This window comes from Phenylobacterium sp. LjRoot97 (assembly GCF_964254345.1).
Taxonomy (GTDB): domain Bacteria; phylum Pseudomonadota; class Alphaproteobacteria; order Caulobacterales; family Caulobacteraceae; genus Phenylobacterium.
Genome location: NZ_CAXUTH020000001.1, coordinates 3,597,682 through 3,614,197 on the forward strand (window position 1 = coordinate 3,597,682; position 16,516 = coordinate 3,614,197).

The 16,516-nt window shown below is 69.9% G+C and carries 19 protein-coding genes; 5 read left to right on the forward strand and 14 right to left on the reverse strand.

Features of this window, described 5'->3' with window-relative positions:
- The first annotated feature begins 60 nt into the window (after positions 1–60).
- Positions 61–459 (forward strand): hypothetical protein, encoded by a 399-nt coding sequence (locus tag ACSQ2H_RS17750; protein WP_436062708.1) that lies wholly within the window; start codon positions 61–63, stop codon positions 457–459.
- Between the two features lie 151 nt (positions 460–610).
- On the opposite strand, the gene ACSQ2H_RS17755 is transcribed toward ACSQ2H_RS17750, so the two are convergent.
- Positions 611–1,048 (reverse strand): tautomerase family protein, encoded by a 438-nt coding sequence (locus tag ACSQ2H_RS17755; protein WP_436062709.1) that lies wholly within the window; start codon positions 1,046–1,048, stop codon positions 611–613.
- A 95-nt stretch (positions 1,049–1,143) separates the two neighbouring features.
- On the opposite strand from ACSQ2H_RS17755, the gene ACSQ2H_RS17760 reads away from it, so the two are divergent.
- Positions 1,144–1,695, forward strand: a complete 552-nt coding sequence (locus tag ACSQ2H_RS17760; RefSeq protein WP_436062710.1) for a TetR/AcrR family transcriptional regulator — start codon at positions 1,144–1,146, stop codon at positions 1,693–1,695.
- Positions 1,696–1,813: 118 nt separating this feature from the next.
- Here the strand turns inward: ACSQ2H_RS17760 and ACSQ2H_RS17765 are convergent, their stop codons facing one another.
- Positions 1,814–2,236, reverse strand: a complete 423-nt coding sequence (locus tag ACSQ2H_RS17765) for a MerR family transcriptional regulator (protein ID WP_436062711.1) — start codon at positions 2,234–2,236, stop codon at positions 1,814–1,816.
- A 44-nt stretch (positions 2,237–2,280) separates the two neighbouring features.
- Here ACSQ2H_RS17765 and ACSQ2H_RS17770 point away from each other — a divergent pair, with 44 nt between their 5' ends.
- Positions 2,281–2,967: a cation transporter gene (locus tag ACSQ2H_RS17770; RefSeq protein ID WP_436062712.1), complete on the forward strand. Its 687-nt coding sequence runs from the start codon at positions 2,281–2,283 to the stop codon at positions 2,965–2,967.
- Positions 2,968–3,033: 66 nt separating this feature from the next.
- Here ACSQ2H_RS17770 and ACSQ2H_RS17775 read toward each other — a convergent pair whose 3' ends face one another.
- Complete coding sequence (locus tag ACSQ2H_RS17775) at positions 3,034–3,540, reverse strand: N-acetyltransferase family protein (protein ID WP_436062713.1); 507 nt, start codon at positions 3,538–3,540, stop codon at positions 3,034–3,036.
- Here ACSQ2H_RS17775 and ACSQ2H_RS17780 point away from each other — a divergent pair.
- Positions 3,539–3,877, forward strand: a complete 339-nt coding sequence (locus ACSQ2H_RS17780) for a TfoX/Sxy family protein (RefSeq protein WP_436062714.1) — start codon at positions 3,539–3,541, stop codon at positions 3,875–3,877. The two genes, ACSQ2H_RS17775 and ACSQ2H_RS17780, sit on opposite strands and share 2 nt — an antisense overlap.
- 127 nt (positions 3,878–4,004) lie before the next feature.
- On the opposite strand, the gene ACSQ2H_RS17785 is transcribed toward ACSQ2H_RS17780, so the two are convergent.
- The 4 genes from ACSQ2H_RS17785 to ACSQ2H_RS17800 all read right to left on the reverse strand — a co-directional run bounded on the left by ACSQ2H_RS17785 (position 4,005) and on the right by ACSQ2H_RS17800 (position 7,799).
- The gene (locus tag ACSQ2H_RS17785) at positions 4,005–4,862 is read right to left on the reverse strand and encodes an SDR family oxidoreductase (RefSeq protein WP_436062715.1); all 858 of its coding nucleotides are present in this window, start codon (positions 4,860–4,862) and stop codon (positions 4,005–4,007) included.
- On the reverse strand, positions 4,859–5,818 hold the full coding sequence (locus ACSQ2H_RS17790; RefSeq protein ID WP_436062716.1) for an oxidoreductase: 960 nt from the start codon (positions 5,816–5,818) through the stop codon (positions 4,859–4,861). Before ACSQ2H_RS17790 ends, ACSQ2H_RS17785 begins: the two co-directional genes overlap by 4 nt.
- Before the next feature lie 3 nt (positions 5,819–5,821).
- Positions 5,822–6,601: an enoyl-CoA hydratase-related protein gene (locus ACSQ2H_RS17795; RefSeq protein WP_436062717.1), complete on the reverse strand. Its 780-nt coding sequence runs from the start codon at positions 6,599–6,601 to the stop codon at positions 5,822–5,824.
- Positions 6,602–6,734: 133 nt separating this feature from the next.
- Entirely contained in the window at positions 6,735–7,799 is a 1,065-nt protein-coding gene (locus tag ACSQ2H_RS17800) for an MBL fold metallo-hydrolase (protein WP_436062718.1), read from the reverse strand.
- Between the two features lie 161 nt (positions 7,800–7,960).
- Here ACSQ2H_RS17800 and ACSQ2H_RS17805 point away from each other — a divergent pair, with 161 nt between their 5' ends.
- A complete protein-coding gene (locus ACSQ2H_RS17805) occupies positions 7,961–9,283 on the forward strand; it encodes a hypothetical protein (RefSeq protein WP_436062719.1) in 1,323 nt (440 codons plus the stop codon).
- Positions 9,284–9,346: 63 nt separating this feature from the next.
- Here the strand turns inward: ACSQ2H_RS17805 and ACSQ2H_RS17810 are convergent, their stop codons facing one another.
- The 7 genes from ACSQ2H_RS17810 to ACSQ2H_RS17840 form a co-directional block, all read right to left on the reverse strand.
- Positions 9,347–10,729, reverse strand: coding sequence for an RNB domain-containing ribonuclease (locus ACSQ2H_RS17810; protein WP_436062720.1), 1,383 nt, complete (start codon positions 10,727–10,729; stop codon positions 9,347–9,349).
- A 116-nt stretch (positions 10,730–10,845) separates the two neighbouring features.
- Complete coding sequence (locus ACSQ2H_RS17815) at positions 10,846–10,971, reverse strand: hypothetical protein (RefSeq protein WP_293406465.1); 126 nt, start codon at positions 10,969–10,971, stop codon at positions 10,846–10,848.
- A 98-nt stretch (positions 10,972–11,069) separates the two neighbouring features.
- Complete coding sequence (locus ACSQ2H_RS17820) at positions 11,070–11,273, reverse strand: hypothetical protein (protein WP_436062721.1); 204 nt, start codon at positions 11,271–11,273, stop codon at positions 11,070–11,072.
- A gap of 70 nt (positions 11,274–11,343) precedes the next feature.
- Positions 11,344–11,757 carry a four-helix bundle copper-binding protein gene (locus ACSQ2H_RS17825; protein ID WP_436062722.1) on the reverse strand — a complete coding sequence of 138 codons (414 nt, stop codon included), beginning with the start codon at positions 11,755–11,757 and terminating at the stop codon, positions 11,344–11,346.
- 207 nt (positions 11,758–11,964) lie between these two features.
- Positions 11,965–13,506 (reverse strand): acetolactate synthase large subunit, encoded by a 1,542-nt coding sequence (locus ACSQ2H_RS17830; protein WP_436062723.1) that lies wholly within the window; start codon positions 13,504–13,506, stop codon positions 11,965–11,967.
- 2 nt (positions 13,507–13,508) lie between these two features.
- Positions 13,509–15,278, reverse strand: a complete 1,770-nt coding sequence (locus tag ACSQ2H_RS17835; RefSeq protein ID WP_436062724.1) for a feruloyl-CoA synthase — start codon at positions 15,276–15,278, stop codon at positions 13,509–13,511.
- 65 nt (positions 15,279–15,343) lie between these two features.
- A complete protein-coding gene (locus ACSQ2H_RS17840) occupies positions 15,344–16,411 on the reverse strand; it encodes a DUF898 family protein (RefSeq protein ID WP_436062725.1) in 1,068 nt (355 codons plus the stop codon).
- Between the last annotated feature and the right edge of the window lie 105 nt (positions 16,412–16,516).

The window sequence follows — 16,516 nt, forward strand, 5'->3', positions numbered from 1 at the left end:
TCCTCTCCCGCCGGTTGGCCCGGCCTTTGCTCAACGTTAGCCCAGTCAAGGAGCGTTCGCATGCAAGTCGGCGGTTCAAACCTAGCTAACAGCCTTTTCTCCACCGATACGCTGAGCAAGATCGGCCAGCTCGGCAAAACCGACTCGGCAAAACCGTCCGCCGCGGCCGAAGCTGCACGCAAGGCCGAGCTCTCCAAGTCCAGCCAGCGCGCCGTCCTCGACGAGATCCGCGAGAAGGGCATCTACGCCTGGGCCCAGGAGCAGAAGCTCGAGAAGCTGAAGGAAAAGATCGAGGCCGAGGTCAAATCCGCCAACCCCGACGCCGACCCCGCCACCGTCGAGAGCGAGGTCGCCCGCCTGGTGAAGGAAGCCATGGAGCAGGCGCTCAAGGCCGAAGCCTCCGACGCCGCTAAGCGCGGCGAACCGGCCAGGCCGATGATCATCGACATCTCGGTCTGAGGCGTCCGGCCACTAAATGCTCCCCCTCTGGGGGAGCTGGCCGCCGAATGGCGGACTGAGGGGGACCGCGACTCGATGGTGAGCCCCCAAAGTCCCCCTCACCCGGCCTGACGGCCGGGAGCTCCCCCTCTGGGGGAGCATCTTGATCTCCCTAAACCACCTCCCGCGGCCCCACCGGACTGGGCTGGTTCTCCGTCCGCCAGCGGATCTCGTCCTCGGTGCCCGGCAACGGCGGGCGATAGCCCTGGATCGACCACAGCTCATAGGACGTCTCGTCGATGTGGTACTCCCAGTTCAGCCCGCGGTCGCGGACGTAGGGGGCCAGCGCCGCGTCGACCATCTGGATGAACTTCGCCCGCGCCTCCGCCGTCGGCATGGTCCGGGCGATGTGGTCGACCCAGATGCGCACGAAGTTGTCGACGCTCTCGCCGCCGATGAAGAACGAGTCGGCGGCGACCTCCTGGAACACCACCCCGACATAGAACTTCGGCAGGCCGCGGGCGTAGAGCGCGGTGATCGCCTCCGACAGCCCCTTCTTGTCCTCCAGGCTGAACGCCCCGACCGGGTGGTAGATCTTCCAAAGCGGCATCGAACGGCTCCCTTGCCCGCGGCCCAAGCGCCGCCTTGACTTCAATAATGATGATCATCATCATTGAGTCCATAAGGTCGTCAAGAGGCAAGCCGATGAAGATCAGCAAGGCGCAGGCGCAGGAGAACCGCGAGCGCATCGTCGGCGCGGCCTCGACCCTGTTTCGCGAACGCGGCTTCGACGGGGTCAGCGTCGGCGACCTGACCAAGGCCGCCGGATTCACCCACGGCGGCTTCTACAATCACTTCAAGTCCAAGGACGTCCTCGCCGCCCAGGCCGTGGAGAGCGCCTTCGCGACCATGGCCGGCCATCGCGAACGCGCCCGCGACCTGACCGAACTGCTGACCCACTACCTGTCCCAGGCCGCCCGCAAGGCCCCGGGCAAGAGCTGCCCCGCCGCCGCCCTCGGCGGCGACGTCGGCCGCGGACCTGACGAGGTGAAGACCGCCTTCGCCGGCGGCCTCGAACAGATGATCGCCTCGATCGAGTCCAAGCTGCCGGACGGCCCCGACCGCCACGCCCGCGCGCTCGGCGTCGTCACCCGCATGGCCGGCGCTCTGATGCTCGCCAGAGCCGTCCCCGACGGCCCCCTGGCCGACGAAATCCTGGAAACCAACCTCAAGCTGGCCATCGCCGAGGCAGGCTGACGGCAGATGAGCCCCCTCTCCCCGCTCGAGGGGAGAGGGCTGGGGTGAGGGGTCAGGCGACGCGCAGCAGCGCCCACCCAAGGCGGGCGGCGCAAACCGGGATGACAGCGGAGGGCGCCTAGTGCTCCCCGCCGCAGTGCGAGTGGTCGGCCAGCGCCTCGATCACCCGGCACTCCGCCACCGCCCCATGGCTGCAGGTCGCCAGCATCCGCGACAACTCGCCCTTCAGCGCCGTCAGCTTGGCGATCTTCTCCTCGACCGCCGCCAGATGCCGGCCGGCGATCTCGTCGACCGGCCCGCACGACCCGTCCGGCCGGTCCGACAGCTCCAGCAGCGTGCGCAGGTCCTCCATCTCGAAGCCGAGCTCGCGCGCATGGCGGATGAAGCTCAGCCGCCGCACATGCCCGGCGTCGTACAGCCGCCGGTCGCCCTCGCTGCGCGGCGGGGCCGGCATCAGCCCGGCGCCCTCGTAGAAGCGGATGGTGGTCACTTTCACGCCGGCCCGGCGCGAGAGTTCGCCGATCGAGATATCGCCCGCCATTCGCCGCTTGCTCCTACAGTGACTATAGGATCCATCACTTAGGCATGACCTACGAGATCGTCCACCACAAGGCGCCGCCGCCCGCCCCCGAAGGGGCCGCCTGCGCCTCCGCCGGCTGCGGCTGCGAGGATACCGCCCGCGCCGTCGAGAACGGCTCCCCCGCCTTCCGCCGTGCGGTCTGGATCGTGCTCGGCCTCAACGCCGGGATGTTCGCGCTCGAGGTGGTCCAGGGCCAGCTGGCCGGCTCCATGGCCCTGCAGGCCGACGCCCTCGACTTCGCCGGCGACAGCGCCACCTACGGCCTGTCGCTGTTCGCCCTGAGCCAGAGCCTGTCGTTCCGGTCGAAGGCCGCCCTGGTCAAGGGCGTCAGCCTCGGGCTGATGGGCGTCTACGTGCTGGTCGCCGCCCTCTGGCGCACCTTCGTCGACGGCGCGCCCGACGCGGTGACCATGGGCTGGGTCGGCGCGCTGGCGCTCAGCGCCAACGTCATCTCGGCCCTGCTGCTGCTGCGCTTCCGGGACGGTGACGCCAATGTCCGCTCGGTCTGGCTCTGCTCGCGCAACGACGCCATCGGCAACGTCGCGGTGCTCTGCGCGGCCGGCATTGTCGCCTACACCGCCACCAAGTGGGCCGACCTCGCCGTCGCCGCCATCATGGCCAGCCTCTTCCTCTCGACCGCTTCCTCGATCATCCGCCAGGCCCGCGGCGAACTGCGCGCGCAGGCCGCCTAGCCTAGCCGACGCAATCTCCCTCTCCCCGCTTGAGGGGAGAGGGACTTCGGCGAGAGAACGACGCCCTCAGCTCTCCGCCAGCGCCTTCAGCGGCGCGTCGGTCAACCGGCGCACGATCCACTCGCTCTGCGCGCTGGCCCCCAGCGAATCGTAGAACGCGATCGACGGCGCGTTCCAGTCCAGCACCGACCACTCCAGCCGCGCCAGGCCCTCGTCCTGGCAGCGCTGGGCCAGCCGCCGCAGCAGCGCCTTGCCGGCCCCCAGGCCCCGCGCCTCCGGAACCACGAACAGGTCTTCCAGATAGATCCCGTGCCGACCGCGGAAGGTCGAGTAGTTGTAGAACCACAGCGCAAAGCCGACCGGCGCGCCGTCCGCCTCGGCGATGTCGCAGAACGCCCGCGGATGCTCGCTGAACAGCGCCGCCTCGACGTCGGCCTGCGTCGCCTCGACCTCGTGCAGCAGCTTCTCGTACTCGGCCAGGCCGCGGATGAAGCCGTAGATCAGGCCCGCGTCCGCCGGGGTCGCCGGCCGCACTTGCACCTTGGCCGCCGCGGCGGTCTTCTCCTGGCCCATGCCCGTCTCTCCCGACTTCCTCGACTATGTGCTCGAGCAGCTGCATCCCCTCGGCGGGATCACCCATCGCCGGATGTTCGGCGGCGTCGGCGTCTCGCGGCACGAGCTGTTCTTCGCCCTCATCGCCGACGACGTGCTCTACTTCAAGGCGGACGCGCTCACCGTCCCCGACTTCGAGGCCGCCGGCTGCGAGCCCTTCAAGCCGTTCGGCGGCGACAAGGCGATGAACTACTGGACGCTCCCCCTCGAAGCCCTCGAAGACCCCGACGAAATGACCGCCTGGACCGCCCGGGCCCTCGACGCCGCGATGCGCGCGAAGGCGGGGAAGAAGCGCTGAGCTATCCACCGCTCATCCCGGCGAAGGCCGGGACCCAAGCGGGCTCCGTCACACCACAAGCGCTGCCGCGTAGGCAAATGCAGCTTGGGTCCCGGCCTTCGCCGGGATGAGCGGATTTTCGCGCCCCTTACCCCACCACCACGCCAGGCGGCGGCTTGCTGCTCTCGGGCACGAAGAAGTCCGGCATCAGCCGCGCGGTCGGATCGACCCGGTACTTGTCGAAGTCCCGCACGCCCTCGTCGTAGAGGAAGCTGTCGTCGATCAGGAAGTTGCCGGTGAATTCCCGGCTCGGCTTCTCGAAGATCGCGTGCGCGGCGTCGGCCATGATCTCCGGCGTGCGGCAGGACTTCATGCCCTCCTCGCCGGCCAGGGCGAACTGGATCGCCGCGGTGGCGATGCCGGTGCGCGGCCACAGCGCGTTGAACGCGATCCCGTCCTCGCGGAACTCCTCGGCCATGCCCAGCACACACATGCTCATGCCGAACTTGGCCATGCTGTAGGCGACGTGCCCCTGGAACCACTTCGGGCTCATGTCCAGCGGCGGCGACAGCATCAGCACATGCGGGTTGGCCGCCTTCTTCAGGTGCGGGATGCAGGCCTTCGAGGTCAGGTACGTGCCGCGCGCATTGACCTGGTTCATCAGGTCGTAGCGCTTCATCTCGGTGGCCAGCGTCGGGGTCAGCTGGATGGCCGAGGCGTTGTTGACGCAGATGTCGATCCCGCCGAACGCCGCCACGGTCTTCTCGACCGCCTCGTAGACGCTGGCCTCCTCGCGCACATCGACGACCAGCGGCAGCGCCTTGCCGCCGGCTTTCTCGATCTCCTCGGCGGCCGAATAGATCGTGCCCGGCAGGTGCTTGTGCGGCTCGGCGGTCTTGGCGGCGATGGCGATGTTCGCCCCGTCCCGCGCCGCCCGCAGCGCGATAGCCAGGCCGATGCCGCGGCTGGCGCCGGTGATGAAGAGCGTCTTGCCGTTCAGGCTCATATCGTCACTCCGGTGATTTCTTCCGACAGCGCCCACAGCCGGTCGGCCGCTTCCGGATCGATGGCGTAGGGCATCACGCCCTTCATCGGGTTGTCCTTGCTCCAGGGCGGCGCCTCGGCGCAGTCCTCGAGATAGAGCCCGCCGATCCCTTCCAGCTCCTCGCCGACCGCGGCCCAGACGCTGGTCGAGGCGCCTTGCTCGGGGGTCTTGAAGCCTTCGCGGACGTTGCCTTCCTCGTCCATCCAGCCCATCGCCACCATCTCCTCCTTGGGCAGATAGCGCTGCAGCGGGGTCATGATCCCGCCCGGCATGACCGCGTTTGCGGTGATCCCGTGCTCCTCGAAGCGGGCGTTGTAGCCGACCGCGAACAGCGAGTTGGCGGTCTTCGACTGACCGTAGGCCTCCCACTTGTCGTAGGGCCGCGAGAGGTAGTTGGGGTCGTCCCAGTTGATGTCGCTGCGCCGGTGGCCGATCGAGGACAGCGCCACGATCCGCGCCAGCCGGTCCTCGTCCGAGGCGTTCAGCAGCGCCCGGGTCAGCCCCACCGCCAGCACGAAATGGCCGAAGTGGTTGGTGCCGATCTGCAGCTCCAGGTCCTCGGCGGTCCGCAGCAGCGGCGTGGCCATCACCCCGGCGTTGTTGATCAGGATGTCCAGCGGCTGGTCGCCCCACGCGTCGACGAACGAGCCGACGCTCGACAGGCTGGCCAGGTCCAGCGTCCCGGCCACCACCTTGTCGGCCCCGATCGCCTCGTTGATCGCCACCGCCGCCTTCTCGCCGGCCGAGCGGTCGCGCACCGCCAGCATGACGTCCGCCCCCGCCGCGGCCAGCGCCTTGGCGGTCTCGTAGCCGATGCCGCTGGCCCCGCCGGTGACGACGACGTTGCGGCCGGAGAGATCATGGTCGCCGGCCACCACGCGGGCGGGGGTGAAGGCGCCGAAGCGGGAGCGGATCATGGGTCAGGACACCTTGCTGAAGTCGGGGGCGCGCTTCTCGGCGAAGGCGGCGAACGCCTCCTTGGCTTCGGCGGACTTCAGCTGGGCGGCGAAGTGCGCGCCCTCCTCGTCCATGCGCTGGGCCAGGCCGGTCTCGTCGCGCATCAGCGCCTTGGTGATCACCACCGCGGCCGGCGGGCGGGCGGCGACGGCCTCGGCCGCGGCGCGGGCCTTGGCGCGCAGCTGGTCCAGCGGCACGACCTCGTTGGCGATGCCCCAGTCGACCGCCTTCTTGGCGTCGACCGCCTCGCCCAGCACGAACATCGCGAACGCCCGCGCATGGCCGATGCGGCTCGGCAGGGTGATGCTGGAGGCCGCTTCCGGCACCAGCGCCAGGTTCACGAACGGCGTGGTCAGCAGCGTGTTTTCCGACACGTAGACCAGGTCGCAGTGCAGCAGCATGGTGGTGCCGACCCCGACCGCGCGGCCGTTCACCGCCGCGATCAGCGGGGTCTTGGCCCGCGCCAGCGCCGCCAGCAGCGGATTGCCGCCGCGCCGCGCCTCGTTGGCCGAGGACTCGCCGGCGTTGACCGCCGCGAAGTCGCTGATGTCGTTGCCGGCGGTGAACATGTCGCCGTTGGCCTGGATCAGGACGCAGCGCACGTCCTTGTCGAACTCAGCCTGATCGATGGCGTCGCCCAGCGCCTGGTACATGTCCCGGGTCAGGGCGTTCTTCTTGTCCGGACGGTTCATGGTCAGGGTCAGGACCCCGCCGGACTTCTCGATCAGAATATGGTCGGCCATTGAAATGCGCTCCTAAACTTACGCCGTATGCTAACGCGGCGCGGAGCGCTCCCGCCAACGTTTTTCGGTGTCGGAGCACCGGCGTTCCCTCTTCCCCGCGGGGAGAGGAGAACGTCCTGGCGATTTACTGCCCCTAAGCCGCCCGGTACCAGATCACCCCGGCCTCGTCTGGCTCCGCCGTCGCCTCGCCGCGGCTCATCAGGCAGTTGAGGTGCGCCAGGCTCTCGCCGGTCGCCATGCCCAGCACCCACTGGTCGATCTTGCGGCGGAACAGCACCGGGAACACGTCGACCGCCCGCTTCGGCTCGGCGATCAGCTTGCGCAGCCGCGCCAGCCCGCGCTCGTGCCCGCCGATCAGGTGGTCGATCCGCGCGTGCAGGCCATGGAACGGCTCGTTGTGCGCGGGCAGCACCAGCACGTCGTTGTCGACCCGGTCCTTGATCGCCGCCAGCGTCGTCAGCCACTCGGTCAGCGGGTCGCCGTCCGGCTCGGTCGGGAACACCGAGACGTTCGACGAGATCTTCGGCAGCACCTGATCGCCGCTGATGAACAGCTTCAGGTCCTTCTGCCACAGGCAGACGTGCTCGGGGCTATGGCCGGATCCGACCACCACCTCCCAGGGCCGCCCGCCGATCTCCACCACGTCGCCGTCGCAGAGCCGCCGATAGGCATCCGGCAGCGCGTGCAGGCCCTTGCCGAAGCCGCCGAACCGGGCGCGGTAATCCTCCAGGGCGTCGTCGTCCCAGCCGGCCGCGCGGTAGAACTCCAGGGCGTCGGCCGGCGCTTCGCGGCCGGTGTCGGCCGCCAGCGAGCGGCACATCAGGAACTCCAGCCGGCTGATCCACAGCCGGCACTGGAACTTGCGGGTCAGCCAGCCGGCCATGCCGATGTGGTCGGGATGCATGTGGGTGACGAACACCCGCGTCACCGGCTTGCCGCCCAGCACGCCGGCGAACGCCTTGCGCCAGGTCTGCTGGGTGTCCGATCCGCCCATGCCGGTGTCGACGATCGCCCAGCCTTCGCCGTCCTCGATCGCCCAGACGTTGATGAAGGCCAGCGAGCCGCCCAGCGGCATCCGCAGCCACTTGACCCCAGGGGCGACGTCGACCGCCTCGCCCAGCGCCGGGCCCTCGGCGAACGGATAGCTCAGCCGCGCCCGCGCCGCCTGTTCCTGGGTCTCTTCGAAGCCGTCGCGCACTGCCGTCCCCTTCTCGCTGTCGCCCTATTTTGAACGCACATCTGATCAGGGCAAACGCAACCTTCAGCGCCGTTCAGACGTCATTCACGACAAACTTGACCCACTGGCGCTGTGGGGGCTTATGTCCGCGCAATAGGGAACCACCCAGGAGTTTTTGAACCATGAGGCCATTCATCACGGGGCTGGCCGCCACCTTGGCCTTGCTGGCCCTGGCGCCGGCGGCCGTCTCGCAAGGCAAGAAAGCCGCTGAGATCTCGGATAAGGCGCGCGCTCAGGGGATGGCCGAGGCTCCGGCCCTCGCCAAAGCCGCGGGCATTTCCTGCAACGTCACCGACGCCCTGTTCGTCGGCAAGACCGAAGACAAGAAAGCCAAGACGACCACCACCTACTACGAGATCGACTGCGACCAGGGCGTCGGCTTCGTGCTGTCGTCGGTCACGGGCGGCGCGACCACCTCGTTCACCTGTATCGAAGCGGGCACCCCGGGTCTGGACGGCAAGCCGTCGAACCTGGCCTGTAAGCTGCCGGGCAACGCCGATCCCAAGGCCGACCTGGCCGGCGTGCTCGCCGCCGGCAAGGTGCAGTGCACCCCGGAAGCCGCCCGCGGCATCGGCCAAAGCGCCACCGCCACCTATCTCGAAGTCGCCTGCCAGGGCTCGGCCCAGGGCTACGTGCTGAAGACCAGCGCGCCGATCGATGCGGCCAAGCCGGTCGAGGCCACCGACTGCATGCTCTATGACGGCGGCCAGTCGAACATCTCCTGCACCCTGCGCAGCAAGGAAGAGCGTCTGGGCGTGATCGACGCCATCGCGGCCCAGGCCAACAACGGCTGCACCGTGAAGGACAAGAAGTACCTGGGCATGTCCCAGACCGGCTCGTCGTTCTTCGAAGCCGCCTGCGCCGACGGCAAGGGCTACCTCTACCGTGTCGACGCCGGCAAGCTGACCCAGACCTACGACTGCGCCAAGGCGCAGGGCGTCATGGGCGGCTGCACCCTGACCGACACCAAGGAAGCGGTCACCGAGCAGAACGGCCTCTACACCAAGCTGGCCAAGGCCGCGGGCTTCAACTGCGACGTCTCCAAGTACGCGCCGTTCCCGAGCGCCAACAACAAGGACATCGTCGAGATGGCCTGCTCGAACCGTCCGGACGGCGCCGTCGGCGTGTTCGGCGGCCCGAACGACAAGCCGATCGTCTACGACTGCGCCCGCGCGCCGATCGCCGGCTATCGCTGCTCGTTCACCAAGCTCGACGCCAACAGCTACGGCTCGGTCACCGCCGACCTGAAGAAGATGGGCAAGGCCGACTGCGCGGTCTCCAACGCCCGCGTCATCGGCAAGACCGCCAAGGGCACGACCTACATGGAAGTCGCCTGCGCCGACGGTCTGAAGGGCTACGTCATGGAGTACAGCGCGGACCTCACCCCGCTGACCACCACCGGCTGCGCCTTCACCAAGGACTGCAAGCTGCCGGGCAACGTCTAAGCCCGACCAGCCAAGCCAAAGGCGAAAGGCCCGGGGGCGACCCCGGGCCTTTTTCTTTGCGCCTCAGGCGATGCGCTGGAACTGCGTCGCGCCGGTCTTGGGGTCGGCGTTTTCCAGCCGCACGACCAGCCGCTCGCCGACCTCGACCTTGTGCGCCGTCACCCGCGCCACCACCGGCAGCTCGCACAGCTGCATCCGCGCCCCGCGCTCGTCGATGTCGGTGACCACCGCATCGAAGCTCTCGCCGACCTGATCCTGCAGCATGACCGCCTCGGCCAGGTCGATCACCGCCCGGTCGATCTGGCCCGCCTGGGCGTCGGCCCGCGCCATCACCTTGGGCAGCTTGGCGAACGCCTCGACCGCCGCGGCCGGCGGCGGGCCGCCGTTGGCGATCGCCAGCACGGTCTCGACCACATAGCGGTCGGCCAGCCGCCGCAGCGGCGCGGTCGCGTGCGCGTAGGCCGCCGCCATCGCCGCGTGCCAGGGCGGCTCGTCCTCCGAGAACGGCACATAGGACGCCGGCGCCCCGGCTCGCCGCACGGCCAGCATGAACGCCGCCTGCTTGGGATCGCGCGGGTCCAGCCGGACCTCGAACTGCGCCAGGCTTTCCATCTGCGGCCAGCTGAGCCCGAAGGCCCGCGCCGTCTGCCGCAGCCGCCCCACCGACCGCGTGTCGGGCTCGGGCATCACCCGGAACAGGCCGGTCTTGCGCGCCTGCATGACCTTGGCGATCGCCAGGTTGGTCGCCAGCGACAGCGCCGCATTCTGCTCCTCGGCCCGGGTGCGCGGCCGGAACCGCAGTTGCAGCCGCCCGTCCACAGAGGCCACCTCCTGCTCGGGCGGGTCGACCCGCACCGCCCCGCGCCGCGCCTCGGCCGCGTCGATCCGCGCCGCCAGTTCGGCGAACCCGGCCGGCAGCTCCTCCGGCGTCACGGTCTCGTAGGCCAGCTTGGCGACGCTGCGGATCAGCGCCCGCTCGGCGCCCTCCAGCGTCGGCTCGCCGTCGCCGGCCACCTTGACCGTGAACACCACCGCCGGCCGCGGCCCGCTCGGCAGCAGGCTCGCGGCGCCCTCGCTCAGCGCGCGCGGATAGAGGCTGGCCTTGCCGTCGGGCAGATAGAGCGTCGCGCCCCGCTTCCAGGCCTCGACGTCCAGTGGGTCGCCGTCATGGACGAACCATCCGACGTCGGCGATCGCGTAGTGCAGGATCAGGTCGCCGCCGCGCGCTTCGATCGCGAACGCCTGGTCCAGATCGGTCGAGGCGGCCGGATCCAGCGTCACGAACCGCCGCTCGGTGCGGTCGACATGGGCGGTCGGCGTCCGCTGCGCCGCGGCCTCGGCGGCGGCCAGCACCTCCGGCGGGAAGGCGGCCGGAACCTTGAAGCGGGTGCGGATTTCGGCCAGGCTCTGGCTCAGCGCCTGGTGCGGATCGACGAGCGTCTTCATGCCCCAGCTCTGTCAGGCCCGCCCGCCCCTGTCATCCCGCCGGACACAAAAGGATCGCCCAAACGAAAAGGCCCGCGGATCGCTCCGCGGGCCTTTCTCATTGGGTCAGGTTCGCCTTAGGCGTGCGAAAGCAGGTGTTCCGCATTGCCGCGCAGATGCGCCAGCGCCTTGGTCACGAACGCGTTGACCGTTTGATAGAAAGCCAGTTGGCCTTCGATGTTCTCGTAATCGGCAAACAGCATGATCGCCTCCATATGCTGAAGGCTATCTATGTTGCGGCGCACACAAAATCAATGGTGCGGCGCAATATTTCCGATTGTGATGAAAAACGTGAACTGCCTCAGGCGGGCGGCCGATTGCGCGCCACGATCTTGCGCACCACCAGCCAGATCCCCGCCGCGGCGATGACCAGGCCCAGCAGGATCGTGAACATGGCGCTGTTGAAGACGCCGTAGAGCAAGATCGCCAACCCGATGACGGTCAGGATCAGCCCCAGCAGGTACTTCGTCAGCAGCACGCCGGTGCTCGAACGAACTTCAACCATGTTCCACTCCCGCAACCGCGCGCAGCCCAATTCCGGAACGGCGTTATCTGGAACTTGGTTCCGGCCCTGCTCAGTGCTGGGTGGCGAAGTTCTCCTGCCGAGCCTGGGCGCAGGCCTGTTCGCACATGCGGCATGCTTCACCGCAGATCCGGCAGTGCTCCATGTGGGCGGCGTGCCGTTCGCACTCCTCCGCGCACAGCCGGCAGGCCGCCTCGCACAGCTCGATCATCTGGCCGACCAGCATCTGGTTCGATCCCGTGCGCCGCGTCGCCAGCGCCCCGGTCGCCGCGCAGACGTCGGCGCAGTCCAGGCATGAGCGGATGCACTGGGTCAGCTTGGCGACCATTTCCTCGCCCAGGCAGGCGTCGGCGCAGGCCGTGCAGGTCTGGGCGCAGTCGTAGCATTCCTCGATGCAGGCGATCAGCGCCGCATTGGCCAGCCCGCCGGCCTGAGGATGCGTCGGAATGATCTGCTGGGCGTGCATGGCGGCCTCATGGGGTTGGGGATGTCCTCCCCAACCGACGGCCGCCGCCGGTGTTCCTTCACAAAGTTCCTCCCCCTTCTGGGGGAGGTGGTTCGGCGCACAGCGCCGAGACGGAGGGGGACTGCTCTCAAACAGGTTGAGACAAGGTCCCCCTCAGTCAGCCATCCGGCTGACAGCTCCCCCAGAAGGGGAGCATCCAAAAGCGCCCTAGATCGCCGCTTCGATGAACTTCGGGCCTGGCTCGGCCATGGCCTTGGCGAACGCCGCGTCGAACTCTTCGGCCGTCTCGCAGCGCACCGCCGGCACGCCCAGGCCCTTGGCCAGCGACACCCAGTCGATCTTCGGATCGCCCAGGTCGAGCAGCTTGCTGGCCGACGGGCCCGGATTGCCCGAGCCGGTCCGGCCCATCTCGATGTTGAGGATGCGGTACGAGTGATTGGCGAACACCACCACCGTCACGTCCTGGTTCTCGCGCGCCATCGTCCAGAGGCTCTGCACCGTATACATCGCCGAGCCGTCGCCGTTCAGCGAGACCACCTTGCGATCCGGCGCGGCGGTCGCCGCCCCGATCGCCAGCGGGCCGCCGATGCCGATCGCGCCGCCGGTCAGGGCCAGCACGTCATGCGCCTTGGCGGTCGCGCAGGGCACCGCGATGCCGCCGCCCGAGGTCACCGAGTCGTCGCAGATGATCGCGCCTTCCGGCAGGTGGCGGGCCACCGACACGCCGGCCGTCTGCGGGGTCAGCGGGCCGCTCGGCGCCGCATCGGCCACCTTGTAGGGCTGGGCCGGGCCGCTCGCCGGCGCGCCCAGGGCGTCGGCCAGGGCCGCGAGGCCGGCGACCGCGTCTTCCGAGCGCTGCGCCAGGGTCGTGGTCTCGCAGCCTTCCGGGACCAGCACGCTCGGCCGGTCCGGATAGGCGAAGAACGCCACCGGGGTCACGGTGCCGACGAACACCATCAGGTCCGTGCCTTCCAGGTCGGCCAGCGCCGCCTCGCCGAAGTACTGCATCCGCGCCGGCTGGAAGACGCCGGCCCCGCGCGGCTGGCGCGCGACGAAGGTGTCGGCCATCACCCGCACGCCGGCCGCCTGCAGGCGCGCGGCCTGCTCCAGGGCCTTGGCGCTGGTCCCCTGCCCGCCCAGCAGCACCACCGGCTTGGCGGCGGCGCGGACCTTCTTGGCGACCTCCTCGACCACGCCGCTGGCCGGCGGCGCGCGGGTCGGGACAGGCGCCTTGATCGCGCCCTTGGTGGTTTCCAGCCAGGCCGAGTCGGCCGGCAGGATCAGGCTGACCGGGCCGCCCGGCGCGCCGTAGCTGGCGGTCACCGCCTCGGCGGTCAGCTCGGCGACGCTGTCGGGGCTGTCGGCCGACTTCACCCACAGCGAGTTGGGGCCGACGATGGTCGGGATGTCCGAGTTCAGCGGCGCGTCGTACTGGCGGTGATAGGTGGCGTGGTCGCCGATCACGTTGACGATCGGCGTGAACGCGCGGCGCGCATTGTGCAGGTTCGCCAGGCCGTTGCCGTAGCCAGGGCCCAGGTGCAGCAGCGTGCAGGCCGGGGTCTCGGCGATGCGGCCATAGCCGTCGGCCGCGCCCGTCGCCACACCCTCGAACAGGCACAGCACCGGCCGCATCCGCGGCTCGCGGTCCAGCGCCGCGACGAACTGCATCTCGCTGGTGCCGGGATTGGCGAAGCAGGCGGTGACCTCGTTCTCGACGAGGGTGGTAATCAGGGCGTCGGCGCCGTTCATCGTCAAAACACCATCACTTCTGCAGCATCGGAAAACAGTCGTTCGGCCTCGCCCGCCCGCAGCGTGCGGGCGACAGGCTGGGCGATATAGCCCTTGTCGGTGATCTCCCCGGCGTTGGCGTCGGGTGGCGTATCGAGCACCAGAGCGCGTGCGACCTTGCCGCCCGATCCCTTGGCTCCGGCGTTGAAGCGCTCGATCCCGGCGCGCACCGCCGCGGCGATCGCCGCGCGGTCCATGTTCGGGTTCGGATAGAACAGCAGGCCGACGGCTTCCTTGCCCTCGCCGCAGACCACCGCGTCGGTGATCGCGTCGCCCACCGCCGAGACCGCCTTGACCCGCAGGTCGCCGACCGTGACGAAGGTGCCGCTGGCCAGCTTGAAGTTCTCCGAGATGCGCCCGTCGAAGGCCAGGCCCGCCCGCGCGTCGGCCTCGTCGACGAACCGCGCCGCGTCGCCCAGCAGGTAGAAGCCGTCGGCGTCGTAGCTCTGCGCCGACAGTTCCGGCCGGCCCAGATAGCCGGGCGAGACCTGCGGTCCCTTCACCCGGAACTCCAGCTTGCCCGCCGCCGGGGTCAGCTTGACCGCCGTGCCCGGCACCGGCAGGCCGATCAGTCCCATGCGGTCGTTGCGCCAATGGACGTTGCACGCCGTCGGCCCGGTTTCGGTCGCGCCGTAACCCGAGGCGAAGCTGATCTTCTCGCCGACCGTGGCCACGGCGACGGCCTGGATGCGGTCGCAGGTGTCCTGGCCCAGGGCCGCGCCGCCGTACTGCAGCACCCGCACCTGCTCGAAGAAGGTCCTGGCCAGCGCCTCGTCGCGCTCAAGCTCGCCGACCAGCAGCATCCAGCCGGCCGGGACCATGTTGTGATAGGTGGTCGCCACCTCGGTCAGGTTCCGCACCGTCTCGGCGAACCGCCCCGCCACCGGCTGGCCGGCGTCGATGTGCAGCGTGCCGCCGCGGTGCAGCGCCATGTGCAGGATCGAGTTGGCCCCCAGGCTGTGGCTCCAGGGCGCCGAATTGACCATCACCGGCGGCTCGTCGTCGGCGAAGCAGGCCGCGATCTGGGCCGAGTTCAGCGCGATGCCGCGATGCAGGCAGATCACCGCCTTCGGCAGCCCCGTCGACCCGGAGGTCAGCAGGTACTTGGCGTGGTCGTCGGGCCTGGCGGTGGCGTTGACGCCGGCCGCGCCCAGCAGCCGGTCCAGCGGCACGTCGCCCGGCCGCGCGTTCTTGCCGGCGATCACCGGTAGCCCGGCCAGGAACGGCGCTTCCAGCGCCTCGGAGAACAGCGCCGCGTCCTCGGTGTAGACCGCAGCGGGCTTCAGCACCTCGACGGCATGGGCCAGCCGCGTCAGGTTCGCGCCCGGCAGGCCGTACTGCGGCGAGACCGGGGCGATCGGCATGCCCTGGCTCATCGCCGCGTAGCCGACCAGACCATGGTCGACGCCGTTGCGCGCCAGGATCAGCAGCGGCGCCGTCCCGACCACGCCCAGTTCGCGCAGGCCCCCGGCGATCGCCCGCACCTGCTCGCGCGCCTCGCCGAACGAGGTCCGCCGCCAGCCCTCGCCCGAGCGCTCGGCCAGCCAGGTCCGCGCCGGGGCCTCGACGGCCCAGCGGTCCAGCGCCTGGGTCATGGTCGTGAAGTCGCCCGAGAACGGCGTCGGATTGGTGAGGATCAGCTCGCCGCCGCCCCTCTCCTCGATATCCAGCTGGGGCCGCGCATAGCGCGCGTCGCGGAACGGGGCGTCTGTGGGGCGGATTCTAGCGTCCATGATGCGCATAGCCTTAGCGGGCGAGCGCCGGGGATGTCATCCCATCAAAGCAAATCGCCCCTCGGCTAGGAGCCGGCTTTCACCTCGAGCGGCGTGAACTTCACCTCGCCCGACTGCCGCGCGGCCCGCTGCCGTTTCGACAGCCGCCGCGCCTCCTCCAGCTGCGAGAACACGAACGCGCTCTCGCGGGCCGCCGCAAAGGAAGCCAGCCCGCCCAGCGAGCCGAGGCGCAGCGCGGCGTTGCTCGCCTGCAGCGCCGTCCACGCCCGCCAGCCGAGCGGCAGCGCCAGTCCCAGGCCCGCCGCCGTCGCGGCGCGTCGCGCCGCCCGGTACGGCGCCCAGGCGGCCGCCAGGGCCAGCCACATCGCCAGGCTCAGAGCGCCCAGCGCCAGGAGCTCAAGCAGGCTCGGCGCGGTCCCGGCCGCCGGCATCGGAAAGAACCCCGCCGCCAGGCCCAGCAGCACCCCGGCTGCGAACAGCGCGACCATCACGCTGGCGAACCAGCCGATCGCAAAGGCGCTGTAGAGCGGCCGGCGCGCTGCGGCGGCCGCGTCGAAGGCCGCCGGCCGATGCGGATGATGCAGCCCGCTCCAGAGCACCGCGTCGCGCCGCCGGTCGGCGTGCGGCCGCCACCAGCCGAGCGTCAGCACGCTGATCGCCGCGTCGCGCAGCTCGCCCAGCGCAAAGGCCGACGACGAGCCGTCGATCTCGAACACCTGCCCGCGCCACTCGGTGCGCGTCGCCAGATAGACGAAGCCGACGAAACGGCAGAAGCCCAGGAACAGCGCCACGCTCGCCGCCGCGGCCAGCGCCACCGGCGCGCCCCAGACGCCCAGCCCCTGCACCGCCGCCACCGCCGCGGCCAACGCCGCGGCGACGACCGCCAGCTTGGCCAGGGCGCCGATCAGCAGCTCGATCCCGAGCCCGCCATAGTCCAGCGGCTCGCCGTTCATGTCGGTGGCCGCCCACAGCCGCCGGCGCGTCTCGCTGCGCGCCCAAAATCCGTAAAGCCCAAGGGTGACAAGGTTCAGGAAGCCATGACGCAGGCCGAGCGAGCGGAAGTCCCGTGCATCCAGCCGTTGCACGAGCGTCAGACTCGGGCCGCCCGACTCGGCGGCGTTCGATCGCGACATCTACTCCCCCGCGACGAGCCTGCGGCGCGCGAGTGCGCCGGTTACTTCCCACTGTCGGTAGTATGTCGCGAAAGTATTGCCGAGACCCGAACCGGGCGCTCGTGG

Bases quoted from the DNA above. Each gene is read 5' to 3' on its own strand.
- ACSQ2H_RS17750 (WP_436062708.1), top strand. From the start codon at position 61: ATGCAAGTCGGCGGTTCAAACCTAGCTAACAGCCTTTTCTCCACCGAT.
- ACSQ2H_RS17830 (WP_436062723.1), bottom strand. From the start codon at position 13,506: ATGAACGGCGCCGACGCCCTGATTACCACCCTCGTCGAGAACGAGGTC.
- ACSQ2H_RS17795 (WP_436062717.1), bottom strand. From the start codon at position 6,601: ATGGCCGACCATATTCTGATCGAGAAGTCCGGCGGGGTCCTGACCCTG.
- ACSQ2H_RS17765 (WP_436062711.1), bottom strand. From the start codon at position 2,236: ATGGCGGGCGATATCTCGATCGGCGAACTCTCGCGCCGGGCCGGCGTG.
- ACSQ2H_RS17820 (WP_436062721.1), bottom strand. From the start codon at position 11,273: ATGGTTGAAGTTCGTTCGAGCACCGGCGTGCTGCTGACGAAGTACCTG.
- ACSQ2H_RS17815 (WP_293406465.1), bottom strand. From the start codon at position 10,971: ATGCTGTTTGCCGATTACGAGAACATCGAAGGCCAACTGGCTTTCTAT.
- ACSQ2H_RS17825 (WP_436062722.1), bottom strand. From the start codon at position 11,757: ATGCACGCCCAGCAGATCATTCCGACGCATCCTCAGGCCGGCGGGCTG.
- ACSQ2H_RS17840 (WP_436062725.1), bottom strand. From the start codon at position 16,411: ATGTCGCGATCGAACGCCGCCGAGTCGGGCGGCCCGAGTCTGACGCTC.
- ACSQ2H_RS17780 (WP_436062714.1), top strand. From the start codon at position 3,539: ATGCCCGTCTCTCCCGACTTCCTCGACTATGTGCTCGAGCAGCTGCAT.
- ACSQ2H_RS17810 (WP_436062720.1), bottom strand. From the start codon at position 10,729: ATGAAGACGCTCGTCGATCCGCACCAGGCGCTGAGCCAGAGCCTGGCC.
- ACSQ2H_RS17755 (WP_436062709.1), bottom strand. From the start codon at position 1,048: ATGCCGCTTTGGAAGATCTACCACCCGGTCGGGGCGTTCAGCCTGGAG.
- ACSQ2H_RS17790 (WP_436062716.1), bottom strand. From the start codon at position 5,818: ATGATCCGCTCCCGCTTCGGCGCCTTCACCCCCGCCCGCGTGGTGGCC.
- ACSQ2H_RS17805 (WP_436062719.1), top strand. From the start codon at position 7,961: ATGAGGCCATTCATCACGGGGCTGGCCGCCACCTTGGCCTTGCTGGCC.
- ACSQ2H_RS17775 (WP_436062713.1), bottom strand. From the start codon at position 3,540: ATGGGCCAGGAGAAGACCGCCGCGGCGGCCAAGGTGCAAGTGCGGCCG.
- ACSQ2H_RS17835 (WP_436062724.1), bottom strand. From the start codon at position 15,278: ATGGACGCTAGAATCCGCCCCACAGACGCCCCGTTCCGCGACGCGCGC.
- ACSQ2H_RS17760 (WP_436062710.1), top strand. From the start codon at position 1,144: ATGAAGATCAGCAAGGCGCAGGCGCAGGAGAACCGCGAGCGCATCGTC.
- ACSQ2H_RS17770 (WP_436062712.1), top strand. From the start codon at position 2,281: ATGACCTACGAGATCGTCCACCACAAGGCGCCGCCGCCCGCCCCCGAA.
- ACSQ2H_RS17785 (WP_436062715.1), bottom strand. From the start codon at position 4,862: ATGAGCCTGAACGGCAAGACGCTCTTCATCACCGGCGCCAGCCGCGGC.